The sequence below is a fragment of the Kitasatospora sp. NPDC096204 genome (genome assembly GCF_044763205.1).
Taxonomy (GTDB): domain Bacteria; phylum Actinomycetota; class Actinomycetes; order Streptomycetales; family Streptomycetaceae; genus Kitasatospora.
Genome location: NZ_JBIWFT010000028.1, coordinates 1 through 26,325, shown reverse-complemented (window position 1 = coordinate 26,325; position 26,325 = coordinate 1). Strand labels below are relative to the sequence as shown.

At 70.2% G+C, this 26,325-nt stretch carries 28 protein-coding genes and 2 pseudogenes; 14 read left to right on the top strand and 16 right to left on the bottom strand.

Features of this window, described 5'->3' with window-relative positions; genetic code table 11:
• Window positions 1–149: 149 nt before the first annotated feature.
• On the bottom strand, window positions 150–833 hold the full coding sequence (locus ACIQ87_RS27195) for a response regulator (RefSeq protein WP_402411174.1): 684 nt from the start codon (window positions 831–833) through the stop codon (window positions 150–152).
• The gene (locus tag ACIQ87_RS27190) at window positions 821–2,065 is read right to left on the bottom strand and encodes a histidine kinase (RefSeq protein ID WP_402411171.1); all 1,245 of its coding nucleotides are present in this window, start codon (window positions 2,063–2,065) and stop codon (window positions 821–823) included. Before ACIQ87_RS27190 ends, ACIQ87_RS27195 begins: the two co-directional genes overlap by 13 nt.
• Before the next feature lie 35 nt (window positions 2,066–2,100).
• On the opposite strand from ACIQ87_RS27190, the gene ACIQ87_RS27185 reads away from it, so the two are divergent.
• On the top strand, window positions 2,101–2,271 hold the full coding sequence (locus tag ACIQ87_RS27185; protein ID WP_402411169.1) for a hypothetical protein: 171 nt from the start codon (window positions 2,101–2,103) through the stop codon (window positions 2,269–2,271).
• Between the two features lie 244 nt (window positions 2,272–2,515).
• Here the strand turns inward: ACIQ87_RS27185 and ACIQ87_RS27180 are convergent, their stop codons facing one another.
• Window positions 2,516–3,472, bottom strand: coding sequence for a proline dehydrogenase family protein (locus ACIQ87_RS27180; RefSeq protein WP_402411166.1), 957 nt, complete (start codon window positions 3,470–3,472; stop codon window positions 2,516–2,518).
• A gap of 133 nt (window positions 3,473–3,605) precedes the next feature.
• Between ACIQ87_RS27180 and ACIQ87_RS27175 the strand changes: the two genes are divergently transcribed.
• Window positions 3,606–4,565, top strand: a complete 960-nt coding sequence (locus ACIQ87_RS27175) for a GlxA family transcriptional regulator (RefSeq protein WP_402411164.1) — start codon at window positions 3,606–3,608, stop codon at window positions 4,563–4,565.
• Window positions 4,566–4,728: 163 nt separating this feature from the next.
• Here ACIQ87_RS27175 and ACIQ87_RS27170 read toward each other — a convergent pair whose 3' ends face one another.
• Complete coding sequence (locus tag ACIQ87_RS27170) at window positions 4,729–5,130, bottom strand: peptidase inhibitor family I36 protein (protein ID WP_402411161.1); 402 nt, start codon at window positions 5,128–5,130, stop codon at window positions 4,729–4,731.
• 48 nt (window positions 5,131–5,178) lie between these two features.
• Window positions 5,179–5,757, bottom strand: a complete 579-nt coding sequence (locus tag ACIQ87_RS27165) for a CHAP domain-containing protein (protein ID WP_402411159.1) — start codon at window positions 5,755–5,757, stop codon at window positions 5,179–5,181.
• A gap of 283 nt (window positions 5,758–6,040) precedes the next feature.
• Here ACIQ87_RS27165 and ACIQ87_RS27160 point away from each other — a divergent pair, with 283 nt between their 5' ends.
• The gene (locus ACIQ87_RS27160) at window positions 6,041–7,174 is read left to right on the top strand and encodes a helix-turn-helix domain-containing protein (protein ID WP_402411156.1); all 1,134 of its coding nucleotides are present in this window, start codon (window positions 6,041–6,043) and stop codon (window positions 7,172–7,174) included.
• Between the two features lie 186 nt (window positions 7,175–7,360).
• On the opposite strand, the gene ACIQ87_RS27155 is transcribed toward ACIQ87_RS27160, so the two are convergent.
• Window positions 7,361–8,149 (bottom strand): hypothetical protein, encoded by a 789-nt coding sequence (locus ACIQ87_RS27155; protein ID WP_402411153.1) that lies wholly within the window; start codon window positions 8,147–8,149, stop codon window positions 7,361–7,363.
• A 265-nt stretch (window positions 8,150–8,414) separates the two neighbouring features.
• Between ACIQ87_RS27155 and ACIQ87_RS27150 the strand changes: the two genes are divergently transcribed.
• The 4 genes from ACIQ87_RS27150 to ACIQ87_RS27135 all read left to right on the top strand — a co-directional run bounded on the left by ACIQ87_RS27150 (window position 8,415) and on the right by ACIQ87_RS27135 (window position 11,765).
• A complete protein-coding gene (locus ACIQ87_RS27150) occupies window positions 8,415–8,927 on the top strand; it encodes a SigE family RNA polymerase sigma factor (protein ID WP_402411150.1) in 513 nt (170 codons plus the stop codon).
• Entirely contained in the window at window positions 8,920–9,792 is an 873-nt protein-coding gene (locus ACIQ87_RS27145) for a hypothetical protein (protein WP_402411148.1), read from the top strand. Before ACIQ87_RS27150 ends, ACIQ87_RS27145 begins: the two co-directional genes overlap by 8 nt.
• Window positions 9,793–10,705: 913 nt before the next feature.
• Window positions 10,706–11,158: a hypothetical protein gene (locus ACIQ87_RS27140; protein ID WP_402411146.1), complete on the top strand. Its 453-nt coding sequence runs from the start codon at window positions 10,706–10,708 to the stop codon at window positions 11,156–11,158.
• A 151-nt stretch (window positions 11,159–11,309) separates the two neighbouring features.
• Window positions 11,310–11,765: a hypothetical protein gene (locus tag ACIQ87_RS27135; RefSeq protein ID WP_402411144.1), complete on the top strand. Its 456-nt coding sequence runs from the start codon at window positions 11,310–11,312 to the stop codon at window positions 11,763–11,765.
• Window positions 11,766–12,080: 315 nt separating this feature from the next.
• Here the strand turns inward: ACIQ87_RS27135 and ACIQ87_RS27130 are convergent, their stop codons facing one another.
• On the bottom strand, window positions 12,081–12,677 hold the full coding sequence (locus ACIQ87_RS27130; protein ID WP_402411142.1) for a TetR/AcrR family transcriptional regulator: 597 nt from the start codon (window positions 12,675–12,677) through the stop codon (window positions 12,081–12,083).
• Window positions 12,678–12,742: 65 nt separating this feature from the next.
• Here ACIQ87_RS27130 and ACIQ87_RS27125 point away from each other — a divergent pair, with 65 nt between their 5' ends.
• The 3 genes from ACIQ87_RS27125 to ACIQ87_RS27115 all read left to right on the top strand — a co-directional run bounded on the left by ACIQ87_RS27125 (window position 12,743) and on the right by ACIQ87_RS27115 (window position 16,656).
• Window positions 12,743–13,618 carry an SDR family oxidoreductase gene (locus tag ACIQ87_RS27125; RefSeq protein WP_402411139.1) on the top strand — a complete coding sequence of 292 codons (876 nt, stop codon included), beginning with the start codon at window positions 12,743–12,745 and terminating at the stop codon, window positions 13,616–13,618.
• Window positions 13,619–14,440: 822 nt separating this feature from the next.
• Window positions 14,441–16,072 carry an ISL3 family transposase gene (locus ACIQ87_RS27120; RefSeq protein WP_402411137.1) on the top strand — a complete coding sequence of 544 codons (1,632 nt, stop codon included), beginning with the start codon at window positions 14,441–14,443 and terminating at the stop codon, window positions 16,070–16,072.
• Window positions 16,073–16,113: 41 nt separating this feature from the next.
• A complete protein-coding gene (locus ACIQ87_RS27115; RefSeq protein ID WP_402411135.1) occupies window positions 16,114–16,656 on the top strand; it encodes a DUF6368 family protein in 543 nt (180 codons plus the stop codon).
• Between the two features lie 18 nt (window positions 16,657–16,674).
• Here the strand turns inward: ACIQ87_RS27115 and ACIQ87_RS27110 are convergent, their stop codons facing one another.
• From ACIQ87_RS27110 to ACIQ87_RS27075, 8 genes and pseudogenes are all read right to left on the bottom strand, one after another.
• A complete protein-coding gene (locus ACIQ87_RS27110) occupies window positions 16,675–16,983 on the bottom strand; it encodes a transposase (protein WP_402411377.1) in 309 nt (102 codons plus the stop codon).
• A 62-nt stretch (window positions 16,984–17,045) separates the two neighbouring features.
• The gene (locus ACIQ87_RS27105; RefSeq protein WP_402411134.1) at window positions 17,046–17,525 is read right to left on the bottom strand and encodes a hypothetical protein; all 480 of its coding nucleotides are present in this window, start codon (window positions 17,523–17,525) and stop codon (window positions 17,046–17,048) included.
• A gap of 79 nt (window positions 17,526–17,604) precedes the next feature.
• Window positions 17,605–18,282 carry a hypothetical protein gene (locus ACIQ87_RS27100; RefSeq protein ID WP_402411131.1) on the bottom strand — a complete coding sequence of 226 codons (678 nt, stop codon included), beginning with the start codon at window positions 18,280–18,282 and terminating at the stop codon, window positions 17,605–17,607.
• Complete coding sequence (locus tag ACIQ87_RS27095) at window positions 18,279–20,018, bottom strand: alpha/beta hydrolase (protein WP_402411129.1); 1,740 nt, start codon at window positions 20,016–20,018, stop codon at window positions 18,279–18,281. The genes ACIQ87_RS27100 and ACIQ87_RS27095 overlap by 4 nt, the downstream gene beginning before the upstream one ends.
• The gene (locus ACIQ87_RS27090; RefSeq protein ID WP_402411126.1) at window positions 20,018–20,407 is read right to left on the bottom strand and encodes a hypothetical protein; all 390 of its coding nucleotides are present in this window, start codon (window positions 20,405–20,407) and stop codon (window positions 20,018–20,020) included. The genes ACIQ87_RS27095 and ACIQ87_RS27090 overlap by 1 nt, the downstream gene beginning before the upstream one ends.
• A gap of 158 nt (window positions 20,408–20,565) precedes the next feature.
• Window positions 20,566–20,845, bottom strand: a pseudogene (locus ACIQ87_RS27085) (IS110 family transposase); the annotation flags it as partial.
• A gap of 121 nt (window positions 20,846–20,966) precedes the next feature.
• Window positions 20,967–22,022, bottom strand: coding sequence for a helicase-related protein (locus tag ACIQ87_RS27080; protein WP_402411124.1), 1,056 nt, complete (start codon window positions 22,020–22,022; stop codon window positions 20,967–20,969).
• 295 nt (window positions 22,023–22,317) lie between these two features.
• Window positions 22,318–22,476, bottom strand: a pseudogene (locus tag ACIQ87_RS27075) (DEAD/DEAH box helicase family protein); the annotation flags it as partial.
• Between ACIQ87_RS27075 and ACIQ87_RS27070 the strand changes: the two are divergent.
• Both ACIQ87_RS27070 and ACIQ87_RS27065 read left to right on the top strand, forming a co-directional pair.
• Window positions 22,456–22,773 carry a hypothetical protein gene (locus ACIQ87_RS27070; protein WP_402411122.1) on the top strand — a complete coding sequence of 106 codons (318 nt, stop codon included), beginning with the start codon at window positions 22,456–22,458 and terminating at the stop codon, window positions 22,771–22,773. The pseudogene ACIQ87_RS27075 and the gene ACIQ87_RS27070 overlap by 21 nt on opposite strands.
• A 466-nt stretch (window positions 22,774–23,239) precedes the next feature.
• Window positions 23,240–24,379 (top strand): trypsin-like serine peptidase, encoded by a 1,140-nt coding sequence (locus ACIQ87_RS27065; RefSeq protein WP_402411119.1) that lies wholly within the window; start codon window positions 23,240–23,242, stop codon window positions 24,377–24,379.
• Between the two features lie 513 nt (window positions 24,380–24,892).
• On the opposite strand, the gene ACIQ87_RS27060 is transcribed toward ACIQ87_RS27065, so the two are convergent.
• The gene (locus ACIQ87_RS27060) at window positions 24,893–25,075 is read right to left on the bottom strand and encodes a hypothetical protein (RefSeq protein WP_402411117.1); all 183 of its coding nucleotides are present in this window, start codon (window positions 25,073–25,075) and stop codon (window positions 24,893–24,895) included.
• Between ACIQ87_RS27060 and ACIQ87_RS27055 the strand changes: the two genes are divergently transcribed.
• Together ACIQ87_RS27055 and ACIQ87_RS27050 are read left to right on the top strand one after the other, a co-directional pair.
• The gene (locus ACIQ87_RS27055) at window positions 25,074–25,466 is read left to right on the top strand and encodes a hypothetical protein (protein ID WP_402411114.1); all 393 of its coding nucleotides are present in this window, start codon (window positions 25,074–25,076) and stop codon (window positions 25,464–25,466) included. The two genes, ACIQ87_RS27060 and ACIQ87_RS27055, sit on opposite strands and share 2 nt — an antisense overlap.
• Window positions 25,467–25,972: 506 nt before the next feature.
• On the top strand, window positions 25,973–26,131 hold the full coding sequence (locus ACIQ87_RS27050) for a hypothetical protein (protein ID WP_402411111.1): 159 nt from the start codon (window positions 25,973–25,975) through the stop codon (window positions 26,129–26,131).
• Window positions 26,132–26,325: the final 194 nt, after the last annotated feature.

The following is a 26,325-nucleotide window of genomic DNA, read 5'->3' as shown; positions in this document are numbered from 1 at the left end:
GGGGAAGACTTTACGCCTGACGACTTTTCACGGAAGCGTTACGTTTTGATGTCATGGCCCCGCGCCCCGGGCGAAGCAACCGCTGGGCCCGGTCACCGCGACTGTCTCTCCGGCGGCGGCGTCGATGTCGATGTCGATGTCGACGCGGTTCAGGGCGTGGACGCCGCTGCCCCCCGCTCCGTACTGCTTCGGGACGCTCCGAGGAAGCGCAGAACGGCGAGCACGCGGCGGTGGTCCGTGTCGATCACCGGCAGGTCGAGCTTGGCGAAGATGTTGTTGATGTGCTTGGCCACCGCGCTCTCGCCGACCGTCAGCGCCTCGGCGATGCCGGCGTTGGAGCGCCCCTCGGCCATGAGGCCCAGTACGTCCCGTTCACGAGGGGTCAGCCGGTTCAGCGGGTCGCTGTCCCGTCGCAGCAGCAGCTGGGCGACGACCTGCGGATCCAGCGCCGTGCCCCCGCCCGCGACCCGCTGCACCGCCTCCACGAACTCCCCCACATCGGCGACGCGTTGCTTGAGCAGGTAGCCCACGCCGCTGGTGTTGGTCGCCAGCAGGTCTGCCGCGTACCGCTCCTCCACGTACTGCGAGAGCAGCACCACCGCCGTCCGCGGCCACCGCCGACGGATCACCATCGCGGCGCGCACCCCTTCGTCGGTGAAGCCGGGCGGCATCCGGACGTCGACCAGGGCGAGTTCGGGCCGGTGCTCCTCCACCGCCGCCAGCAGCGCCTCCCCGTCACCGACTTCCGCGGCGACCTGGAAACCACCCATCTCCAGCACCTTGACCAGACCGATCCGCAACAGCACCGAGTCCTCGGCGATCACCACTCGCACGGCAACTCCGCCGCGATGGTCGTCGGTCCCCCGACGGGGCTGCTGACGCGGAAGGTCCCGTCGACGGAGCCGACCCGCTTGGCCAGCCCGCTCAGCCCCGTGCCGGCGGAGGCGTGGGCACCACCCAGTCCGTCGTCGGTGACATTCACCCGCAACACCTTCCCGACCCGCCTGACGGTCACCTCGGCACGTGTCGCGCGAGCGTGCTTGGTCACGTTGGCCAACGCCTCGGAGATCACGAAGTACGCGACCGACTCCACAGCGGGCACCGCCCGCTCCTCAAGATCGACCCGCAGGCGCACCGGCAACGGCACCCGGGCGGCCAACCCGGACAACGCCGCGTCCAGCCCTCGGTCTTCGAGGACGGCCGGGTGCAACCCACGTACCAGATCGTTGAGTTCGGCGATCGCCTCCTTCGCCTCGAAGTGCGCCTCCGCGATCACCTCGCGGGCCTCACCCGGCAGGTCGGGGCGCGTGGCCATGGCCAGCCCCAGGTTGACCGCGAGGGAGACCAGCCGCTGCTGGGTGCCGTCGTGCAGGTCACGCTCGATCCGGCGGCGCTCGGCGTCGACTGCCTCGATCAGATCGGTGCGACTCCCGGCCAGGTACTCGACCCGCTCCTGGAGCCGCTGGGCCCGGCTGGGCCCGAGCAGCGCCAACGCGAGCCGCGACTCCGTCCGGGCCACCGCCCCCGCCACCCAGGGCACGGCACACAGGAGGGCGATACCGGCCACCGTGTAGCACGGCACCTGCATCGCGTAACCGAACCAGTCCTGACGGACCCCCACCGGCAGCACCCACGCCCAGCCGCAGGTGACGGCGCCCGCCAGGCCCGCGGCCCCCATCGCGAGCACCGACAGCTCCAACGCGGCCACCAGCGGGCCCAGGAGGAGGTGGTACCCGAGCCGGCGCCAGATGCGCGTCAAGGAAAGCCGTCGGGCGACTGCCGCCCACGACCACCGCTCCGGCGTGGGCGTCGACCGAGGGATGTCCACTCCGAGGAGTGCCCGGTGGCGGTACCGTTGAACAGCCGTCAGCACCGGGACACCGAGCAGGATCAGGGCGGCCGACACGGTGAGCACCAAAGCCCGGTTCCCCGTCTCGGGGCCGACCGTCGCGTCCCAGGCCCACACGGGCACCAGGGCCAGGTGCGGCATGACACCGGCGGCCAGGAAGCCGGTGTCCCGCCGCACCCGAAGCGCCGAGCGCCTCAGCACGGGTGGAATCATCATGATCCGACACTAGGACACCTCGGCGGGGGCCTGCCATGAGCCTGGCACCCGAATCCATGGTGGCACCAGCACCACCCTTGCTCGCCGCCTACTCCGGACAGGTCGTGCACCTCTCGGGCGACGGCATGACCTTCGACGCGGGCGCGGGCGAATGGTGGCCGAACCTGCCCGACCGGTTCAACGACCATGCCAACGCGGCCTACTGACGGTTCGGAAGGGCCGCCTCTGCGGTCTGCGGCGGTGCCGTGGGTCGAGCGCTGCGCGAGCGGCCCCGGCTTGTGGCGCGCCTCGGTGCGGCCGGGCTGGCGGCTGGTTCGAAATGTTCACGAGTTTCGACTGCAGCAGCGACCGGGTGTGTCGTCCCGGGGTGGAACGGCCCTCGTCGTCGAGGCTGACTGGCGGTGCCCACGGCAGTGTCCCGGGGCACGGCGGCGTTCGTCCAGGTCGGGTTCATGCGGCGGCGTCGACGAGGGCTTGGAGCAGGCGCTGGGGGTCTTCGGCGAGTCGGTTGCAGACGTAGAGCCACCATTCCGTGCCGAAGACGACGTACTCGCGAGTGGGGTGGCCACGCTCGGCCATGGCGTCGAGGCGGTCGGGCCCGAGTCCGAGGAGGGTTTCGAACTCCCAGGGGGCGTGGTCCCGGTTCTTCCTGCCGACGTAGTGGTCGATACGGTCGATCAGATCCCAGTCGTGGGTGGCGAAGGAGCACAGGTGGCCCGAGTCGGCCAGCTGCTCCGCGTACTTCAGGTAGGCGGCGGTCAGAGCCGGGGCTTCCCGCCGGTGGGCGATGCTCTCGGGTTCGAGGAAGGCGCCCTTGACCAGGCGGATGCGGCCGGGACGGGTGAGCAGTTCCGGTAGATCGTCTGCGGTGCGGTGCAGGCGTGCCTGGACGGTGATGCCCACGTGGTCGAAGCGCTCGCACAGCGTGCGGTGCAGGGCCAGCACCGCGTCGGTACGGTCGGAGCCTTCGGCCGAGATCATCATCTCCCGCCCGGTGGCGGCGGTGGCCTCGGCGATGCGGGAGGCGTTGGCCAGGGCGAGCTCCGCGTCGACGGCGAGGCCGATGTGGGACAGGTCGAGGGAGATCGAGCACTCGGGCGGCAGGAGCCGGGCGGCGGCGAGGAACGTGTCGGTCTCTTCGGTGGCGCGCTGCGGGTCGCGGCAGCTCTCGCCCATGTACTCGACGTTCACGCGGTGGCCGGCGGCCAGGATCTGCTGCGCGCGGTCCAGGGCGTCGGGGAGGGTTTCGCCGGCCACGTACCGCCGGGCGACCTTGCGGGCCAGGGGGCCCAGAACGGGGTCTCCGGGGATGCGCCACTTCAGCTCCTCGTCGAGCGCCAGTGTGCGCAGGACCTGGGCCGTCTGTGACGAGAGGGCGGCGTTGGCGGTGTGCGTGTGCGTGGTCATCCGGTGCCTAGCTGTTCGCGTGGTGGGGGGAAACACCTGAGAGCCTTCCAGAATGGGGGCACCCGCCGGGAGTGGCAGAAACGACGGATAGGCTGAAGTTCCTGCCATCGTCGTGAGAGGAGATCGGGAGCCCGTGCTTCGCGATGTCGCCGTCCTGGCCCTCCAAGGAGCCCACGCCTTCGAGCTGGGTGTGTTCTGCGAGGTCTTCGGCATCGACCGCGGCGACGATGCGCTCCCCGTCTACGACTTCGCCCTCGTCTCAGGAACCGGCGGCAGCGTGCCGATGCGGCACGGCTTCGAGGTGCGGACCCGGCACGGCCTGGAGCGGCTGGCCTCGGCGGACCTCATCTGCGTCCCGGCCTACGACCCGCACGTGCGGCAGCCGGACCACCTGGCCGAGGAGCTACGGGCCGCCGTCGAGCGCGGCGCCCGCGTCCTGAGCATCTGCACCGGGGCCTTCCTGCTCGGCGAGGCCGGGCTGCTGGACGGGCGGCGCTGCACCACCCACTGGCGCTACACCGACGAACTCGCCCGCCGCCACCCGCGCGCCCGGGTCGAGTCGGACGTGCTCTACATCGACGAGGACCCGGTCATCACCGGCGCCGGCACCGCCGCCGGCGTCGACACCTGCCTCCATCTGATCCGCAAGGAACACGGCAGCGCCGTCGCCAACGCGATCGCCCGCCGCATGGTCGCGCCCCCGCACCGCGACGGCGGCCAGCGCCAGTACCGCGAACGCCCCCTCCCCCGGCACGGGACCGGTTCCCTCGCCCCCGTCCTGGCGTGGATCGAAGCCAACCTCGACCAGAACCTGACCGTCGAGGCAATGGCCCACCACGCCCGTCTCTCCCCGCGGACCTTCGCCCGCCGTTTCCGGCAGGAGACCGGGACCACCCCGTTGCAATGGCTCACCGGGCAGCGCGTCCTGCTCGCTCAGCATCACCTGGAGACCACGGACGAGCCGGTCACCGCCGTCGCCCACCGCACGGGCTTCGGCAGCATCGACACCCTCCGCCACCACTTCGCCCGGCGCCTCGGAACGACGCCGCAGGCCTACCGGCGCACCTTCGGAGCCCCGCCCACCAGCGGATGACCCGCCCGAGTCCACAGCTCCGCAGGGTCTGCGGCATCGCCCACGTCCTGCACTGGTCCCACCGGCGCCGCCGACGCCAACACCAGGCCCGCACCAGCCACTACCAACGACGAGGCCACAGCCCAGGGGCTGAAGCCTCGTCACACTAACCACCGTTGCAGTCCTAGCAGGTCCAGCGGTGGGAGCGGAGGTGGACGCCGGTGCCACCGTTCTGCGAGAAGTTGCCCTTGGCGCCGGCCGCCGTGCACACCACGCGCTGGCCGGTGTAGTCGGCACCGGTGTAGAAGCCGACGGGCCTGCCGGAGGTGCCGTGGTTGTAGACCGAGCGGACCTTGGTGGTGGCGGACCAGCTGCAGGTGTCCCCGGCCTGCCAGTCCGGGTCGTCGTAGGGCCAGGCACAGACCTGTCCCGTCCCGTTGGGGCCGCTGTAGGCGCAGACGCGTCCCTCCACGCACGACCACGGGTCCAGGGCGGCGTGGGCGGGCTGCGGGGCGGCGAGCAGGGCGGCCGCGGCCGCGGCGAACGAGGCGATCAGGCCGAGGCGCTGACGGGCGGCGCGTTCCATGACGATCGGTCCTTCCGGTTCGGGGGTGTGGGCGGGTGCGAGGTGGGCTCAGGCGCCGGGCGGGCTGACGTAGCCCGAGACGGGCTGGTGGTTGGTGCTCACCTTCGAGGGGTCGAGGCCGGTGCGGAGGGCGACCGCGTCGCCGAGGTTGCCGTCGACGGTGTCGAGGGTCCCGTCGCGGTGGACGGCGGCGACCACGCCGACGTGGCCGGGCGTGCCGCCGTCCGGCTCGCCGTAGATCACCAGGTCGCCCGGCTTCGGGGTGTACGCGCCGCGCGTGTGGAACAGTCCCTTCTCCCTGCCCCACTCGCCGATGCCGCGCGCGGCGAGGACGTCGGGCGTCTCCTCGATCCCGGCCCGGTGCCACGTCCACTCGGCGAAGGCCGCGCACCACGGAGTCTTCGCGCAGGATCCGCCGTTCCTGTGGTAGGCGAAGTACTTGTCGCAGGAACCGGTCTTCTCGGGCGAGGCGCCGTCGGGGGTGACCTCTCCCCTGGCCACCGAGACGACGCGGTCCCGCACGGTGGCGGCGGACACGGCCGGAGCGGCGGTCGCCGCGCCGAGCAGCGGCAACAGGGTGAGGGCGGCCAGCGTGGCGGCGGTCGAGGTGCGCCTGTACGGCTTCATGAGAGTTCCTCCATTGGGGTGAACCGGTCCTGCCAGTCGCCCGGTCGCCTCCCCTACAGTCGGCGGGCGTGCCGGAGGCACGCGGGGACCGGGAGGCGGTGGCACGGCGGGAGTCGACGAGTCGGCGAGTCGGTGCGCTGCCGCGGAACCATCCTGCGGAAGCTCCCTGGCCATCGCCAGGCCCCTCGGCCGGCGCGGCGTCCCAGAGCTCGCCCACTTCCCGTCCCACCGCTCCGACCTGCGGAAACGATGCACACCGGGACAGCGATTGGGACAGCAGCACATGCATGACGAACCGTCGGACGAGACCGCGCGGGCCACGGCGGAGGAGCCGGAACACCCCAGGGTCCTGCTCGTCCGCGCACTGAACGACGGGCTCGGCGCGTGCGGCCTCTCCCTGGACCGGGTGGCGGCCCGGCTACGGGACCGGCTCAGCGGCTCCAAGGTCCGGGGGCTGAGCACCTCCTCGATCAGCCGCTACCTCGACCCGAGCCGTACCGAGCTGCCCGACCTCGCCGTCCTCGCCGAACTCGCCCGGATCTTCGGCACGGACCCGGCGGAGCTGGCCCGCTGGCAGCACTGGCACCGGCAGGCCAGGCTGGCGGCGGACCACGGGCTGCGCGACCGCCGCGCGGCGCGCCGGACCGCCGCCGTCCCCACCGCCGTCCCCACCGCCGTCCCCACCGCCGCGGCCGCCGCCGTCCCGGTCCTGGCACGTCCGATGGTCGCTGATGGGCCACCGGACGCCCGGCGGGCGGTGTGGCGGGTCGCGTGGGAGTGGCGGCGCCGGCGGGGTGCGGCGTTCGGGGCCCTGGCGCTCGCGGCCGTGGCCGTAGCCGTGGCCGTAGCTGTGGCCGGCGGGACGCTGTGGGCGGGGAAGAGCGGGCCCGACGACACCGCCTCGGTGGTGACGGCGCCGTCCGCGGACGCGGCCCGGCGGGGGCCGGCGGCGGTCCCGGCGGAGTCGGCCGAAGGCCTCGCCCAGGCGGTGGAGGTCGGCGCGCTCGGCGGGGACAGCCGCTGCTCGGCGCCGAAGGCCGGGCCGTCCGGCACCTGGCTGCGCGCCTGCGCGATGGTGCAGCCCCGTCAGGTGCTGTTCGCAGTCCGGGTCGACAATCCGACGGGCACGCCGATCGAGGTGACCGCGAAGGTGGCCGGCTTCTGGTCGGGCGTCCTGCACTCCTGCGCCCCAGGGCGCTCCGTCGTCCACACCACCGTCGCCCCGGGGGCCACCTTCACCAGCGACCCGGAGGAGTGCGTCACCCCCCGCCGCGGCACACCGCTCGCCTACCAGGCGGAGGCCTTCGTCGCCGCCGGGAACGGGCAGCAGTGGGTCGGCCACATGCTCTCTCCGAACGCCCACGTCTACCCGGACCGCGAGACCCTGTGGCGCTGCCGCGGCGACGTGCCCTGCTAGGGATCGTGAACGCGACCCTCTGCGTCAACCGCACGGACGCCCCTGTGCGTACCCGCCCCGGTCCGGGCCGACGAGAGGTGGGTGGTGGAGCGGATCCACTCGTCGTCACACTGCGTGTGCTCATCCGCCGCGCGTCCCCGCGCCACCGCCGGATGACCGCCCCACCACCAAGCCCTGAAGGAACGCCTACTGGTGGGCGCCCTTGACGTTGGGCTGGGTCTTCTGGTTGTAGATCTCCTTGCCGTCCGCGTTGTAGGCGTGGACGTAGGGGGCCGGGGGGAAGGACTTCGCGTTGTGGTCGGTGGAGATGGCGGCCGTGTGGACGAACGCGCCGCCCGCCATGACGGCCGGGTACTGCGTCGGGTCGTCGCCGTAGCTGATGGTGACCTTGGCGACATCGGGCGTGTAGTGCCCGGCGCCCAGCGAGAGGAACTGCCCGGCACCGGTCGGCGCGCTGAAGCTGTCGAAGAACTCGACGAGGTGACCGGCGCCCCACAGGCGGTCGTTGATGAACGTCGCGGGGACGGACATGCTGCTGCCCTTGCTGCCCTTCGACTCGCACTGCACGTACTGGCCGGCGGAGTTGACGGCGACGACCACGCCGTCGGTGTCCGAGGAGGCGACGGGAGTGCGGACCGCGATCACCGCATGGTACTGCGACGCCTCGGAGCCCAGGCAGGAGGCCAGGATCTGGGCGGCGGTCCCGGCGTCGATCGGGGCCGTCGTCGTGCTGGTGACGGTGAAAGCGGCCGGGGTGGCAGTCACAGGGGCGGCGGACGAGCCGCTGCCGGAGACCACCGGGGCGTCGGCCGAGCCGGCGCCGTTGGCCGTGGCGGCGGGCGCCTCGGCGGGCTTGCCGTGGGCCGTGGGGGTGGCCGTGGGGGTGCCGGGCGCGGCAGTGGCCATTCCCCCCGCGGTCGCGATGGCCGCGGCGGTGGCGGTGGCGGCGATGAGCATGATCGGGCGGATGCGCATGAATCCGTGTCCTTTCCTGCGGCGTCCGGTTGACGCCGGCACCCCTGTACGCCTCCCGACGCCCGGCAGGTCGCACCCCGCACACGTGATCCAGGTCATAGGCCGTCGGTGCGACCCCGGGACGGCGCTCGTGCGTACAGGGCGGGAGGCTCCGCCCAGGACCCCCGGCTCCACCGCCGCGGCCGAGGAGCGCTTCCTCGCGAGTCGCGAGTCGCGAGTCGCCTGTGCCGTGAACTGACGGACAGTCCCAGAAGAGAGGCCCTTGATGACGCCACAGGAGTTCGACGCGTTCTACGCCGCGTCCTTCTCCCGCCTGACCGGGCAGCTGTACGCGTTAACCGGCAACTGGTCCGAAGCACAGGACGTGGTACAGGAGGCCTTCATCCGCGCGTGGGACCGAAGGCGCACCTTCGACCCGAACGAGGCCCCGGAGGCATGGATCCGGACCACGGCCCGGCGGCTGGCACACTCCCGCTGGCGGCGTCTCGCCCGGGGCCTGCACTTGGCCGGACGCCACCACCGCCAAGAACCCCCCACCGTCGAGCCGCCCTCCGAGGAGCACCTGATGCTGGTCGCCGCGCTCCGCGACCTGCCCGAGGCACAGCGAGGCGCCCTGGTCCTGCACCACATGTGCGACCTCTCCGTCGAGCAGGTCGCGGCCGAGACCGGCGCCAGCGTCAGCGCCGTCAAGAGCCGCCTCGCCCGAGGCCGGACCGCGCTCGCGGCCAGACTCGCTGACCAGACCCCCACCAGCGAGGAAGGAAAGCTCCGTGTCTGACCCCATCCACGACACCCTCGCCGACCGGCTGCGGCTGCTCGGCACGCAGATGCCCGCACCGGCCCTGCCCGCTGCGGAGATCCGCCGACGCGCCGACCGGCGCCGCCACCTCCGGCACGCCCTGGGCGCGGGCGCGGCCTGCACTGCGGCAGCCCTGTGCCTGGTCCTGCCGTCCGTGCTGCACTCTCCGGGACCACAACACTCATCGAGACCACAACACTCGCCGGGGCCACAGCACTCACCGGAACCACGACAAGGAGCAGCCACCACGGACGCCCCCTCCGTGTCGGCTTCCCCCCACCCCCCGGCTGCTTTCACCGTCTCCAGCACGACGACGGCCTCGATCGACGCCGGGACCGCCGCCCAGATCCTGGCGTCCTGCCTGGGCTCCGAGGCGTCGCAGTACCACGCGGTGATCGCGGTCCGCACTCCCGTCGCCTCCTCGGACACCGACGGCGTGGTCGTCGCCGTCAACTCCGCCGACCAGTACGTGCAGTGCGAGTCGAAGGGCAGCAAGGGCAGCAGCATGTCCATCCCCGCGACGTTCATCAACGACCGCCTGTGGGGCGCCGGTCACCTGGTCGAGTTCTTCGACAGCTTCAGCGCGCCGACCGGTGCCGGGCAGTTCCTCTCGCTGGGCGCCGGGCACTACACGCCCGATGTCGCCAAGGTCACCATCAGCTACGGCGACGACCCGACGCAGTACCCGGCCGTCATGGCGGGCGGCGCGTTCGTCCACACGGCCGCCATCTCCACCGACCACAACGCGAAGTCCTTCCCCCCGGCCCCCTACGTCCACGCCTACAACGCGGACGGCAAGGAGATCTACAACCAGAAGACCCAGCCCACGGGCAAGAACCGCTGACAGAACCCGCTGTCCGGCGCGGCGATGTTCACACCGGGCGAGGTGAACGTGCTTGCCGGAGCAGGCGGACGGCCCGCACCCCGGCGCGAGGCCCGCGGCCGGGGTGGCGCCGTCGAACGGAGGCCCGCCTCCCCCGGCAGCGACGTCCTGGTGGGCCGCCGCCTGCCCGAGCGCGGTGGTGGCCGACGCCGGGGCCCGCCGTCACCCGCGCCCTGGCGCGGGCCCGGGCCTGCGCGGTCACGGAGCCACGTCGTCCCGCCCGCCCCGGGCGCCGGCCCCCGGCGGGTCCTCGGCGCCGGCCGCGTGGAGCGCGCCGGGTTCGGCGGCGATGGCGTCGAGCCGCGACTTCGGGAGCAGCCAGGAGCCCCATGGCGCGTTGCTCCTGCCCTGCGGTCCCTCGCGCCTCGTGTGCGCTGTCCCGGATGCGGCGGACCTCGTCCAGGCAACGCGTCGCCTCCACCAACCGGACCCGCCGCTGCCCCGCGGCACCCACGTCGGGCGGCAGCAGTGCGGAGGGGCCGTCCCGCCCTCGACGCCGACACCGGCGCCCAGTTCGCCCCGCAGTTCGGCCACGCTCGCCACCAGCACTCGGATCAGTTCCTCTGCCTCCGTCACACCGGCCTCGGCCTGGCGTTGCGCCTGCCTGGCCGGATCCAGAGCCTGCTGCGCGGCCGACCGCCCCGCCACGGGTGACAAGAGCCCCGTAGCTGCCAGGCCTGCTCGTTCGTGTAGGCGGCCCGCCCGTCCATGCCCCCTGCCGTGTCCGTGGCCAATCCGGGTTGTCCGCTGTTCACCTGGGCCGCGGCTGAGTCTTGTAGATGGACAATCAAATCTGCCCGCACTGTGGGAACTCCACCGGGTCTTCGGACAACTCGCCGGAGCCCGCGCCAGAAACACGACGAAGGAGCTCTCCGTGATCAAGAAGCACCTCGCGGCCGTACTCGCGGCCACGGTCCTCGCCGGAGGCTTCGTGGGCCTCTCCGCCGGTGCGGCCCACGCCACCGACCGGGTCAACAAGTGCGGAAGCGCGTACGCCTTCAAGAAGAGCTGGAACATCACCGACGACCACATGGGCAAGGTGGTCGGCTTCATCGACATCTACTACAACAGCGGGAACGGATACAACTGCGCGATCACCCGCGGAAACGACGCGACAGTCACCGGCCAGCACAAGATCGGTGTCGAGATTCGGCGCTCCGGCGATGCCAACTGGATCGGGGACGGCCCCGGCCACAACTACACCCAGTACGCGGGCCCGGTCTACGCGTACGCCAAGGGGGCCTGCATCGACTTCGGCGGGGAGGTGTCGTACAACGAGTTCACCGGACACGGGCTGGACATCTACAGCTCCCAGCACTGCGGCTGAACCACGGCCGGCGGCCGACCGCCAACAACGAGAGCGGTCGGCCGCCTACTGCGACCAGGCACACCCTGGAGCCGGATCCGAGCCGCCCCACGACGACAATCAACCGGCCGTTCCGGCCCTCGGCAACCAGGACACGACAAGGGAGCTCTCCGTGATCAAGAAGCACCTCGCGGCCGTACTCGCGGCCACGGTCCTCGCCGGAGGCTTCATGGGCCTCTCCGCCGGTGCGGCCCACGCCACCGACCGGGTCAACAAGTGCGGAAGCGCGTACGCCTTCAAGAAGAGCTGGGACATCAACGACCGTTACAACGTCGGCGTGGTGGTCGGCTTCATCGACATCTACTACAACAGCGGGAACGGATACAACTGCGCGATCGCCCGCGGAAACGACGCGACAGTCACCGGCCACAACCGGATCGCTGTCTTCATCCGGCGTTCCGGGGACGGCAGCTGGGTCCGGGACGGCGCCGACCAGAACTACACCCGGTACGCGGGCCCGGTCTATGCCTACGCCAAGGGGGCCTGCATCGACTTCATCGGGGAGCTCAGGTACAACGAGTTCTCGGGATTCGGTGACGGCGGTTACAGCTTCGAGCACTGCGGCTGAAGCGCGGCGGAGCGGCAGGGCTTGCCGGAACGGGCCGCCCCCACCCAGCGCGTCGCCGGGGCGGCGGAGGATCGTGGGAAAGCCCCAGGTCGTCGAGCCTGAGGCTTCACTGCTGGATCGGGCGACGGGGCGGAACCTCGCGTCCCCAACCTCACGGGTCAGAACACCGGCCTCCTGAGGTTTGTTGACTCGACATCACCGAACTGTGCAGGAGGCCCTACTTCTATGCGTCGGCTGCGGAGCAATCATCCGAACAAGGCTGATGCACGCAGAAGTTCGAGCGGCAGCCGCCTCCGCCAGTTTGGGAGTCGCTTCTCACCGCAGTTGGTTGAATGCCTGGTCGGCGTCGGCGACGGCCTCGGCGTGGACATCGCGGGCAGTTCGACCGTCGGCGATCTTCTGCCAGTTGGCGCGGGCGAGCACCCGCTGGGTCGCGATCACCTGGGCGGCCCGCACGCGCGCCTGGACGCCGTCACCGAGGGCCCGCGCCAGCGCCTCCTCGTCCTCGAGCTGGTACTGCGCGAGCCGTCCGGCCAGGCTGGGCGTGCTGAACACCAGCCCGTGGAACGCGACCACCTGTGGATGATCGTTGAGGCCAGTGACGGGGTCGTGGCGGTCGAGGGCGGCCCGGAAGTGCCGATGCAGCGCCGCCGCCGGCGCGATGCCGGGCTCCCGGTCGCGGACCACGCGGGCCGCCTCGCCCTGGTGGTCCGCGAACCGGTGCAGTACCAGGTCTTCCTTGGTGGGGAAGTACCGGAAGAGGGTCGGTTTGGAGATCTCGGCGGCGGCGGCGATGTCGTTGACCGAGACGCGGTCGAAGCCGTGCTCCAGGAACAGCGACGCGGCCGCCTCGGCGATGGCGTCGCGCGTCCGCTCCTTCTTGAGGTCCCGCAGACCCGTCGGCTCGCTCATCGGACCACCGTACCATCAGCGTGACTGAGTTGCATTTTTAACCAAGTAACGTTTTTATGGGCGGCATGAGTCAGACAGACAGTGCTCCCGTACTCGTGACCGGGGCGACGGGCCGGATCGGCCGCCTCGTCATCGACCAACTCCTCGACGCGGGCGTACCGGTCCGCGCCCTCACCCGCCGCCTGGAAGCCGCCGCGGTGCTGCCGCCGCAGGTCGAGGTCGTCACCGGCGACCTCACCGCGCCCGACTCACTCGAGCCGGCCCTGAACGGCGCGGGCGTGGTCTTCCTCCTCTGGACCGCCCCACCCGCGACCGCCGCCGAGGTCGTGGCGCGGCTGGCGGCCCGGGCGCGGCGGGTCGTCCTCCTCTCCTCCCCGCACCGGACGCCGCACCCCTTCTTCCAGCAGCCCAACCCGATGGCCGCCCTGCACGCCGACCTCGAGCGCCTGATCGCCGCGACCGGCCTCGAGTCGACGGTCGTCCGACCGGGGATGTTCGCCTCGAACTGCCTGCCCTGGTGGGCACCGGCGATCCGCGCGGGCGACGTGGTCCGCTGGCCGTACGCCGCCGCCGCGACGGCACCGGTCGACGACCGCGACATCGCCGCCGTCGTGGCCCGCACGCTCCACCAGGACGGACACGTCGGCGGCGACTACGTCCTGACCGGCCCCGAGTCGCTGACCCACGCCGAACAGGTCGCCGTCATCGGCGACGCCCTCGGCCGTCGCCTCGCCTTCGACGAGATGACGCCGGACGAGTTCCGCACCCTCTCCCAGGGCGCACCCAGCGCGGCCGTCGAGATGCTGCTCGCCGCCTGGCACGCGGCAGTCGGCCAACCCGCCCACGTCACCACCACGGTGTCCGACCTCCTCGGGACGGCGCCGCGAACGTTTCGCCAGTGGGCCGCCGACCACGCCAGCGCGTTCGCGAAGGATTCGTAACCTCATCGGCGCGACCTGCGTCCCAGGCCTCCGCCTCCGCGACCCGCCGGGCGCGCGGTCACGGGACGGTCGTACCGACAGGAGGCGACTCGCCCCGAGCCAGGAACGGCGCCCTTGGAAGTGGCGTCACGGTCTGTGACAGAGCTTCCCGGTATGCCATTTGAACTGGCCGTCCATGGGGACTGCGAAGCGATTCCCAAAGCGGACGTAGCTTCAGGTTTTCGCTGCTCAGGCATGTAGCCGTCGTCGGGTAGACAGGCGGCGGATCAAGGTCCATTCCACGTCCGTCAGATCGCTGGCGTATCGGCGGACGCGATCCGACTGGTCGGCGGCGTTGCCGAACTGGTGGGCGACGCAGTCGCACGACATGCCGGAACTGGGCGAGGACAGGACGGACGCGCCACAGTGGGGCACCAGGACCTCCTGGTTCTCGGCTGACTCGACATCACCGAGTTGTGCAGGAGTCCCTTCCCTCATGCACCCACCACCGAGCAGTCACCCGAACGAGATCGATCCGGACGAAATCGACCACGAGGCGTCTCACGCGGTTTGGGAATCGCTTCTGAACGCAGGAAGTCGAGCGCGGCGTCTTCGGGGCGGTGATCAGGTGCAGTCGACATGAGGGCATGGTGGCAGAGGAGTCCGACACCGTGATCTTGTGGCCCGGAGCTCAGGCCCTGCTGCCCAATCCGGGGTTCTGGTCCAACTTCTGGGCTCTGTCGCTGATTGAGGGGTCCGTGCCGACCAGGAGCGGGTGGTGGGCATGACCTGGGCGTGATGGATGCGGCGTGTGTGGTCGACCTTCTCTTCCCTGGGATCGGCGTGGAGGTCGAGGAGATCGTGCTTGGGGACGGCGAGGTTCGTCTCGCCGTGCGGTCGGTGGCGGCGTCGGCTGCCTGCCCCGGGTGTGGGCGGAGGTCGTCGCGGCTGCACTGCTACTACAAGCGGCGTCTGGCGGACCGTCCGATAGCCGGCCGGCGGGTACGCCTGGAGCTGAGGGCGCGTCGTCTCGTGTGCGGGAACGACCGGTGCGGGCGACGGACGTTCGCCGAGCAGATCCAGGATCTGACGTCCCGGCACGCGCGCCGCACGACCGCCCTCACCGCTCAGCTCACCGACATCACCCTGTTCCTGGGCGGACGAGCCGGAGCCCGGATCTCCGGACATCTGGCCATCACCACCTGCCGCGACACCCTGCTTCGCCTCATCCGCGCGCTGCCCGTCCCGTCGTCGGGACTCGTCCCGCGTCTGGGCGTGGACGAGTTCGCCGTGCGCCGCGGTCGCACCTACGCGACCGTCCTCGTGGACATGGACACCCACCGGCCGATCGACGTCCTCGCCGACCGGACCGCGAACACCTTCGCCACCTGGCTGCGCGACCATCCCGAGGTGCGGACGATCTGCCGCGACCGCGCCGGCTCCTTCCGCGACGGCGCCAGTTCAGGTGCACCACAGGCCCAGCAGGTGGCCGACGCCTGGCACCTGCTGCACAACCTCGCCGAAGCCGTCGAGCGCGTCGTCGGCCGCCACCGCGCCGACCTGCGCGAACCCCTCACCGTGAGCGAAGACCAGGACGACGCGCCCCGCTCCGCGGCCGCCGGCTCGAACGAGCTGGACGTCCACGGCAGGCCACGTCCCTTGGTCGCCCGAACCCGCGAACGCCACCGGCAGATCCACGAACGCATCGAACGCGGCGACAGCCTGCGTGCCATCGCCCGCGAGCTCCACCTCAGCCGCGGCACCGTCCTGCGTTTCGCCCGAGCCGCCGACGTCGAGCAACTCCTCGTCGCAGCGACCCACCGCCCGAGCGTGGTCGACGACTACCGACGCTACCTGCACCACCGGTGGATGGAGGGATGCACCAACGCCGCAGCGCTCACCAGGGAGATTAAAGAGCCGGGCTACCGCGGTGACGTGAACACGGTCCGGCGTCACCTACGGCCCTACCGCACCGGAGCGATCCCGACACAGGCCCTACTGCCCCACCTGACCGTCCGTCGCGTCACCGACTGGATCATGCGCCGGCCCGAGCGGCTCGACGACACCGAACGCAAGTCCCTTGAGGATCGGTGCGGACGCAACCCCGCTCTGGCCGCTACCACCGAGTACGCCCGGCGCTTGGCCACCATGGTGCGCGAACGCCGCAGCGAGCACCTGGCCCTCGACATGTGGCTCGCCGACGTCCGCCTCGACGGTCAACCAGAGCTCCGCACCCTGGCCGGCGGGATCCGCCGCGACCGCGCAGCCGTTCTCGCGGCCCTGAACACCACGCTCACCTCGGGAGCGGTCGAGGGCAACGTGACCAGGATCAAGCTCCTGAAGAGGCAGATGTACGGCCGGGCGGGCCAACTTCGACCTCCTGCGACGTCGCATCCTCCTGTCACCATGATCGACCAGCCAAGACCCCTCAATCGGCGACAGAGCCGGTTTGTGTGGCACGGTCACGTCGAGTAATGGGCTGGGGGGCATGCCGCTCGGCTGGTTAGGCTCCCGCTATGGGTGGTCCAGTGTTGGTGATTGAGTTGGCCGAGGCGGTTCCGACCGCAGGTGTTAAGCGACTCCGGGGTTTCCTGGTGGGATCGTCAGCTCGCTTCGAGGAGAAGCGCCCTGGCGGCTATGACCTCAACGTGTTCGCCGACCGACTCGGCGCCCCGGCCCCAGGGGAACTCGACGGTCGCCGGCCATTCCTGGTTTACGTAATGGGTCCCGGAATCGGCGACGAGGAGACCTTCGAGGCCGAGCACGCGGACGGCCCCGATCTGGAGCCCCTCATCGGCTTCAGCCCGACACACGCTGTGGATGTCATCGCTGGGTGCAACAGACCGATCGATCACCTCGCCACGGCCCTGCTGACGGCTGCCATCATGGACGTGGTCGGCGGCGTTGCCAACGCTGAGCTACTGGATGACCAGGTTGCAGTCGTGGACGGACTTCCGGGTGTGCTCGCGATGACGGACGGCCCGTTGCCGGCCGTGTTCGGCACGGCGGAATTCCTGCGCGCGTGGGCTCCTCAACCGGGCTTCAGGCTTCTCAAATAGTCAGCGGCGAGAACGTGTTCAGCCCACGAGAAGGACACGCTTTCGCAGGGGGTCGAATCCCGCTCGTCCGTACATCTGTCGCTTGAGCATCTTGATTCGGTTCACATGGCCTTCGACCGCTCCCGAACTCCAGGGCAGGGTCCGGCCGGCCATTACGGCGTCCAGGTCGCGTTCAAGTCCGACGGCAGGGGTGTGGAGACCAGGGAGGTCGTCGCGCCGGACCGCGTCGATCCACTGTGGTAGCCGCTCGCCCTCACGCCCGGTGAGCATCTGGGCGAAGGACCTGACGTGACTGGTGAGGGCGTCGAGTTCGGGGCACTGGGCCAGGACGGGATCGTGCTGAGCTTGTTCGAGAGTTCGGCTCGCCTCGAGTGCTGCCGGGTGGTGGTTCAGTGCGACCAGAACGGGTCGTCGTACCGGGGAATGATGTCGAGGTTGCCGTTTGGCAGAGTCGGCTCGGGGACGTAGGTGCCAAAGGGGTCGCGGTCGCGGATGACGGGGATGGGGCCCACGGTGGCTTGGAAGGTGATGTTGCCGGCGGCGCCGAAGAGCATGCACACGCCGTACCCAGTGGGCGTGGTGGCGAACATGGCGGGCTGGCCGGGGTTGACGGAGGAGATCCGGTAGCCGCGGGCCTGCCAGCCACGTTCGGCGACGCCCAGCAGCGCGCCGTACTTGGCTGCGGCGACCTTGGTCATGATGTAGCGGTCGCGGGTGGCAACGGCGTAGCCCAGGGAGCGGTCGTCGGGGCCTGTGGTCTGCTCGGTGGACCGCGGCCAGCCGTCCCAGTACTGCAACCGGGGGCGGATGGCGGACATCGCCTCGTCGAGGAGCGCGTTGAGTGCCTGGACGGCCTGTTCGGGGGTCATTCGAGGACTTTCCAAAGGTGCGGGCGCCGTACGGCGGCAGCCCAGCAGACGGTACGTGGAACAGGGGACGGGCCGGTGGTCAGGCAGACCAGTACGGGTCGTCGTACTTGGGCAGGATGTCCGGGTTGCCGTTGGCCATGACAGGGTCGGGTGTCGGGGTGCCGAACAGGTCCCGGCCATCGGGCACCGGGATCGGGCTGACAGTGGCCTCGATGTCGATGTCCCCGGCGGAGCCGATGCCGATGCGCACGCTGAACCCCTCCGCCGTGGTGGCGGACACGGCCTGCCCGGCGGGGCCCGTTTCGATGCGGTAGGCCTTGGCCTCCCACACGCTCCGCACCGTTTCCAGCAGGGTGGCGTACTTGGCGGGGGCGACCTTGGTCATGACGTGGCGCTTGCGGGAGGCTTTGGCGTAGCCGAGGGAGTGCTCGTTCAGGCCGGAGGAGTACTGCTCCCTGGTCTCAGGCCAGGCATCCCAATACCGCAGCGTCGGCTGCAGGTTCGAGGTCGCCTCTTCCAGCAGGGCGTTGAGCTTCTGCAGGGCCTGCCCGGGCGCCATGAGCGGGGCCGTCGCCGTCGGGTCCGGGCGGGCGCCGTCGCCGACGGCGGCGGTGAAGGCCCCGCAGGCCGTCAGCGTCAGCACGAGCGCGATGGGCACGGCGGCCGCAGCGAGACGCCGCGTCAGCGGCTTGCCGGGTCGCGGGGCGTTCGAGGGTGCGGCGCTGACGAGCGAGGTGCGACGGGATGGGATGGTCATCGTTGGCCCTGCCTTGTGACGTGGTCGTACTTGCCGGCCACGATCTGGCCGATGTTGTTGACCGAGACCGCAGCATCGTCCGGTGCGGGGTCCTTCTTCGGCTCGTCCATGTAGTGGGAGTGCGAGTCGAAGGACAGCGGCGCGCCGTCCGGGACGGCGAAGCGGTTGGCGCCGAATTCCTTGCTGGCCGGGTCCTGGCCGAACCAGAGCTGGTTGTCAGGGGAGTACATCTTGTACACCTCGTCGCCGAGGGGGCCCAGGGCAGGGAAGAGGGCCACGTCGTTGGCGACACGCGTTGCAGGCGGAAGATGGCTCACGGGGTCGTTCTCCGCGTCGCCGACCCACACGTGGCCGGGATCGACGTTCAGTTGGGATGCCTTGGTGGCGCCGGTGCCGGGGGAACCGACGAGGATGATGTCGTCGGCGCCGGTGCCACCGGTCATCTGCGCGCCCAGGCCGACGGTGGTGGAGCCGTAGCTGTGGGCGAGGGCGACGAGGTGGGCCGGGGGGCCGTCGTGGGTGGCGCGCAGGCCCGCCATGAACCTGTCGTAGGCGGCGCCGCCCTTGGCGGCGCGGTCGGTGTCCATCACCTCCAGAGGCCGGGGGTCGCCCTGGGCGAGCTTCTCCAGACCGGGCGGCGGATCGTAGCCGAGCCAGACCATCGAGGCGACCTCGGCGTTGGGATCGGCGGCGGCTGCGGCGTTCCACACGTTCAAGGCGCGGTCGGCGTCCTTGCCGCCGACCGCGGAGAGCGTGGTACCCAGCCCCGGCACGTACGCGCTGACGTTCTTCGCGGTGTCCGGGTTGCCGTAGGACAGGATGCCGCGGCCCTGCCCCTCCTCGCTGACGCCGATCAGGAAGACGGGCGGCTGCTTGCCCCTGCGTTCCTCCAGCTTCTTGCTGATCGCGATGAAGCCGTCGAGCTTCTGCTTCTCGTCCTCCGTCAGGTTGGATTTCTGCTGGTACTTGCTGATGAGGTTGGCGAGATTGAGCTGATTGGCCTCGTTGCGGGCCACTGCGGGGATGCCGTCGCGCATGCCCAGCAGGTCCGGGTGCGCCTCGATGAGCCGCTGCTGCTCGCCCGACGTCAGGCCCTTCCACCAGGAGTTGACCTCGGTGGGCGAGGCACCGGCGGGCGGGAAGCCCGCGGCCATCAGGTCGACGCCCTGCTGTGTGACGGCCTTGAGGTCGGCGGCAGCCTTGTCCGTCTCCAGCCCCGTGCCGTTCCGGGCGCGCTCGGTCAGGGAGTTCAGGAGCCCCGCGATCTTCTGATCGGCGTTGCCGGCCTCGGCGACGGCGCCGGATATCCGGTTCGCCAGCGCCTTCGCCTGCTCGGGGATGTTGTACCCCGGGTCGTTCGTCTCGGCCTTGGACGGAGCGGGCCAGGACACCGTCCCGTCATCGGCGACGGTCAGCCCCAGCTTCTGGGCCTCCTGCAATGCCATCTGCAGCTTGGACTGCGCCAGCAGGAAGCTCTCGGAGGCCTCGCGCAGCAGCCCAGAGACCGCCGACATCTCCGTGTGGGCGGCATCCAGCCGACTGCCGGTGCGCTGCAGCGAGGCGTTGGCGGCGCCGGCGGCGTTGCCGACCCAGTTCGCGTTGAAGACGTGCTTGAGGACCTCGTGCTGCATGTTCTGGACATGCTTGCCGAAGTTGGCGGCAAGGGTGTCGTAGGCGGTGGCCGCCGGCGCCAGGCCGGACAGGTTGGCATCGCGCAGCTGGGCGAGGCTGACCATCAGTGCGTCCCCTGCGGGAACAGCCCGGAAGGCTTCAGGCTCGTGGCGCCGTTCTTGTCCGCGTTGCGGTAATCGGTGGCGGTCTGGCTCAGCTTCAGGGCGACCCCGTCGACCTCGGAGGCCAGCTTGTTCAGCAGTTCCTCCCACGCCGCGGTGCAGTTGTGCAGCGCGGCGCCGACCTGCCAGCCCGACAGAGCGGCGACCGCCGTGTCGGAGGGCTGGTGGATCGCCTTGAGCTCACCGGGTATCGCCTCACCGCTCTCCTTGGCGGCCTTGGCCGCCAAGTCCAGGTCCGCCGGATTGACCCCGAAGGTCGGTCCGAGCGGCGGCGTGGTGGAGGGGACGGCGTAGAGCCCTCCCGGCCCGTCCGAGCCTGCGTACGCGTTCATGGACTACGGTCCCCCTGCCGGCCGTCCTGTGCCCGCTCACGGAGCAGCACCGCCACAACTGCGATGACTGCACATCTGAGCGATTCATTCGTGCATGTGAACGTAGCAGACCGGAATCACGGCCCATCTCGTCGGACCGGTCGGGCCGGCCGCGGCCCGCCGCGAAGGCGGATGACCGTGCGGATGCGGTCCTCGACCAGGTCGGCGCGCCGTCCGGTCAGCAGCTTGAGCTCGATCGCGGCCTCGTCGCCGGGCCGGATCCGTTGCAGGTCGCGGCGCATCCGGGCCTGATCGGCGATCACGTAGGCGTCGCGGGCATCGGTCTTGCCCCCGCCGCGGTACCCGTCAGCGGCCCGGTTCACCAGGCTCCCGGGACTGTAGAGGACCTCCTGGCCCGTGGGCGATCAGCAGGCTCAGCAGCAGAGCCGGCTCCCCGCCGAGCACAAGGTGGGCGGCTGACCCCCGCGGGTACGGGGAGGATCCTTTCCGAGCTCGGGCGATGCAGCCGCCGTGCCATGCCTTTGCCAATGCGCTCCGCATCATCCATGCGAGTCCGGTCTCAGCGTGTGCGGAGGTTTTGAACTTGACACCCTCGGCCTTTCCGGACTTCTTGGCCAGGTGGCATCGATTTCCGGCGACCATGCGGTGTAGCCACTTTCCAGGCTGGTGGAGAGCTTCTCGATCCCGTCCTTGCCGATGTAGAACGCCTGGCCAACGGTTTTGACCTATGCGGGCAGTTCGTCGAAGAGGGGCCTGGGGTCGAGGCTGTTGTGGGTGAGCAGGGGGGTGTCGCCTGCGACCGGTCCGCAGGACCCGCTGGGAACCGTTTCGCCGATCTGCCACTCGACGACGCCCCCGTGCCCGGGAGCAGTTGCGGGTGGCCGGTCAGCCGCCCGGGAGAGGCGGCCAGGCGCAGCGCCCACCCGACCGCCTGCACGATGTCGATCACGGAGGACTTGGGGCCGGCGAAGCAGACGGCGCCGACGGCGGCGACGTCGATGCCCTCGGTCAGCAGCCGGGAGTTGCAGATGATGCAGCACTGCTCGCCGTCCTCGCCCGTGGAGGCCTTGAACGTGGCGAACGCGGCCCGGCGATCCTTGAGGCGGTCGGTGCCGGCCACGGCGAGCGCGGTCAGCCGTTCGGGACGGTCCGCGTCCTTCAGCATGGCGGCCGCCGCCGGCAGACCGTCGGCGAACTCCCGCGTCCCCGACACCCGGGAATGGAACGTGATCACCCGCCGTAGCTCCAGATCGGCGACCGCGCGCAGCACCGCGAGGCGCAGGAGTTCCTCGTTGGTGCGCTGGGAGCGCAGGTCGGCGACGGCGGGCAGGTTGAGCAGGTCGCGCAGGTCCTCGTCGGTGACGACGGGGACCAGGACGCGGTAGTCGTCGAGGTAGCCGTGCTCGATGCCCTGCCCAAGGGTCCAGGTGAAGACGGTGGGGCCGTAGATGGACTCGTCGTCCATCGAGCACAGCGCCGGCAGTTTCTCCGTGACCTCGCTGTCGGTGTCGGTGAGGTCGGCCAGGCCGTCCTTCGCCCGCCGGTCGTCCGCGATCCGCGGCGTCGCGGTGAAGTACAGCCGGCGCACGGCGGGGACCTGGGCGTCGTCGTGCACGGCCGCCCAGGCCTTGCCCTCCGCCCCCGCGGTGCGGTGCGCCTCGTCGATGACGACCAGGTCCCAGGCCGGAAGTCGCGGTGGGCCTGGACGATCCGCTCCAGCGACGCGTAGGTCGCGTACACCGTCGCCGGCTCGCCCGGCTTCGCCGAGGCGACCAGGTCCGCGATCCGCGCGGCCTGCGTCGACACCTGCGCCCGCACCCGGCCGCCGGCCTCCGCACTCTCCAACGCTTCCTCCCGCAAGCAGGCTGCCACCACCAGGCCCGGCGCCCGCCCTTCAGCGACCACGCTTCCGCGGTCTGTTCCAGGAGTTCGATCGTCGGCACCAGGACCAGGACGACGCCGCGCGCGGCCAGGCGGCGGGCGCAGCCGGCCGCGATGAGGGTCTTGCCGGAGCCGGTGGTGGCGACCACGGCGTCCTTCTGGAACCAGTGCAACGGCAACGGGTTCATCACACCGGCGCAGGCGGCGGACGGCTGCATCGCGGCCACGACCAGTGGTGCGAGGAACGCGCCGACCAGCCACCGCCGACCCGCGACCGCCGACGTCTCGGCCGCTTCCCGGGCGCGGGTCTCCGCAGTGAGGTCTCGTTCGATGACGACGAGTCGCTGGTCGATCAATCGCTGGTCGGACGAGTAGACGTCCTTGGTTACGGCCTGCTCGATCCGGCCGGCAAGGACCTGAAGGTCGGCTCGCAGATTCTCGCGCAGTCCCGCGATGCCGTCCCGCTGGTCTTCGCGGAGCTGTAGCAGAGCGCGCTGGAGCTCCCCCAGGGTGGGTTCTGCGGTCGGCGGGACGCTCACAAAGACTCCGAACAGGCGTTCCTCGCGCCGGAAGTCATCATGCGGCTTCCGCTACACCGCGAGCTCGCCGCCCGACATGCTACGCACACCTCGCCCGAAGTTGCCCTGACGTGGAGTTTCGCAGGCATCTTCAAGTATTCAGTTGGCGAAGAGACCCAACGCGCGACCATCGCGACGAACGGGAGCCCGTTCCAATATTAATCCGACATGTCGCAATCTGGATTTGATTTCACCTGACACACCCTTTGGGAGCACCGCCCACAATTGACCAATAGGATCGCCTTTGGGTTTTTCCCGGAAGGCCCGTACGGAGTTTGAGACATGTTAGCGATCGCTTCCAGCCAACGGCACATTGCCGACTATTCGATCATCGATCCGCCGCTACGGTCGAAATACGCCGTAAGCAAACGGTGTGCCGCAAATCGAATGGACGGAGCAAGAATTGAAATTTCGCCGCACTTTCATAGCCGCCGTTATCCTGGCCATGTCGACAGCCGGAGCCAGTATTGCCAAGGCCGCCCCCGACGTCCCGCTCGCTTCGGAGACTCCGGAGAACGGCGTCACATCATGGATAACCCCCGAGCCCGAACAGTCCGTCCTTGATTTTTGGACCCCCGAGCGGATCCGTCAGGCCGCCGCCAACCCACTGCCTGCACCAACAGTCACCAAGGACGCCGCTGGCAAGGCACACGAACGGGCGCTTCGTCACGCAGAAGTCAAGCCACAGGCCACCAAGGCTGCCATCGCAGATTCGGTCGCGCCGCTCAGGTTGCGCCAGAAAGCGGCTCAGACCTCGCCGCTAACGGCTGCCACGATCGGGGATCTGTCACGCTCGGACCTCGCCTCACCTCTCGGGCCGGACATCAACATCACTGGTCGACTCTTCTTCGACGCCGGCAACGATAGGCTCGGAACGTGCAGCGCCGCCGTCATCGTCGCGAACAACAAGAATTCGATCTGGACTGCCGGCCATTGCTTGCACAGCGGCAAGGGCGGCGGATTCTACTCGAAGTTCCTCTTCGCGCCAGGGTACGACGAAACGGCCCCCTGGGGGTTCTGGCCCGTCAAGTCGATCATTGTCTCGTCCGCTTGGGCCGATGACAGCGACCACCTCTGGGGCGACATGGGCGGAGGGATCGTTACCGCGCAATCAGAATACGGCAATCTCCAGGACTGGATCGGCGCTTACGGTTACCGCTTCAACAGCGCATCCGACATCAACGGAGTCACTTCTCTCGGGTACCCGGTCGATGGCTACAACCGCCCCAACTCCGAGTTCCACAACGGGTCTAAGCCCATGTACTGCCACGGCAACGCCGTCGACGCGGGCAACTGGAACCCTTTCGACAACCGGCTGAAGCTCGCCTGCGACATGGGGCACGGTGCCAGCGGCGGGCCAATCGTCGCCGACTTCCAGGGGAGTAGCCAGATCGTGGGAACCAACAGCCACCGGGTGGCAGACGAGAGCGGCAACTGGACCGAGAACTACATGTACTCGTCCAACCATGGAGGTAACGCCGTCGGCGTGATCGACTGGCTCAACTCCCACTGATCCCAGGGGCGATGGTTGCGGGGCTGCGCTGACCGAGTTGCGCAGCCCCGCAGCGGTGCTCTACTTGCCTCCCTCGCGGATCTCACCCATCAGAGGCCGCGGAGGATGCGAACGAAGATATTCCTCGAACGCTTCCGGGTTCTGAACATACTCCTGCATCTCCGGGGTGAGCGGGAGGTTCTCCTGCTTCACCACCACTCCCGAATCCCGGGCGAAGACCGCCGCCGTGACTCCACCAGCGGCCACCAAGACCCCACCCAATGCCAACAGCACCGCCCCTGCCCGCCCAACGGACACCTGAGCCCCCTCCCCTGCCGACTGCCAAGCCCGGCCGGCTCTCGCCGTACCGCGACCCCCAACTGAGCCACCACAGAAGGCTCAGAACCTTCTGTCAACAATGTAGGCGGCCGAGCTCGCTGTCGAGAGCACTTGAACAACTGGGTGCCCCAAACCGAGGCAACGACCAACGACGCTCCGCACAGCGCCGTGTGGGCGGCGAGCCGCCGAATACGGTCAGTCGGCACAGGACCACTCCACACCGCTGAAGCTGATCCAGCCCCCGAACGACCCAGTCGCGTTCCAGACCTCCAGGTTGCCGTTCGGCTGGAGGAAGAGCGTCGCGACCGCCGGGTTGGCGGCGGAGACGGTGAAGACTTCGCCGACCCTGGGGCGCAGTGAGGTCGACCGCGGCACCATGAGCGCCGAGCGCCTGTCATCGAAACTGAACGCCTACGCCCGCTACTGGTCCACCGCACCGCTACCGGCCGGGGTACGGCACGGCACCACCGAGGCCCAGCAGGGCGGGGTGCCGATCTGGGAACGCCGCTACATCCGGTTCCCCCGCCTGCTGTTCGTCCTCACCGGCACCGGCGACACCGGCTTCTTCAACCGGGTCGACCAGCTCCAGCACCACGCCCGAGACCGGCACGTCGCCAAGATGCTGCGCACCGTCCCGGCCGGCGTCGCCCGGCTGGAGGACCTGGAGAACAACAGCTACGAGGGCGAGGTCTGGTGGCCGCTGAGCGATCCCGACGCCAACGCCATGCCCTGGTGGAACCTGTCTGGCACCAAGCCCGACCGACGCTGACACCCTCGCCACCTTGATGCCCGCCCCAGGAACTCCTGGGGCGGGCATCAAGGTATCCACACCCGGCTCCACCAATGCTTTGACCTGCGAGTTTTACCAGGCTTCCAAGGTTCGCGGGGCACACGCGGGACGGTCTCCAAGGCGTCGAGGAAGCCTTCCAAGGTTGGTCGTCAAGGTGCCCGGCCGGACGGCGGGGTGACCATCAAGGAGTCCCGCCGGGGCCTGGGGCGGGCATCAAGATGCCCGGGCCAACCGTCAAGGAATCCGCCCGCCCGTTCCGGGACGGCCGTCAAGGTGTGTAGGCGGGGCGCGGCCGGACGCGGATCCGCTCGCGCGTACGATTTGCTGCCGTGGGCAAGCAGCAGAAGACCTTCGAGTACCCCGACCGTCTGATCGAGGCGCAGCGTGCGCTGGTGGCGGTGTAGGCCGAGCGGCGGGCGCATCTGGCCGCGCTGCCGGCCTTCAGCGGTGATCTGGAGGCGGCCCGGGAGGGTCTCGCCGAGGAGGTGCTGGCGGAGTCGGCGCGGTTGGAGGAAGCCGAGCGGCGGGCTGCCCACGCGGTGTGGGCGGACGAGTACTGGGTCGGTCTGTCGGGCGAGGACCGGGTCACCGCCCGCAGCCGGCTCAAGCACGCCGACGAGCCGGCGGAGGACGCGGCCGCGTAGTCCGGCCCCAGGACCTGCCCGTCACGGCCGGTGCGGCGCGGCCGAGGGTGAAGTTCCACCAAGGCCGGGTAGTTAAGGATTTCGGCCGGGGTGCAAGGCGGGGGCCGCTGGTGTGGCGGCTGCCGTGTAGCGGCCCCTGCGGACCTTCTTGATCAGCCCTTTCTCAGCCCAGCGGGTGAGCTGCCGGTAGGTGG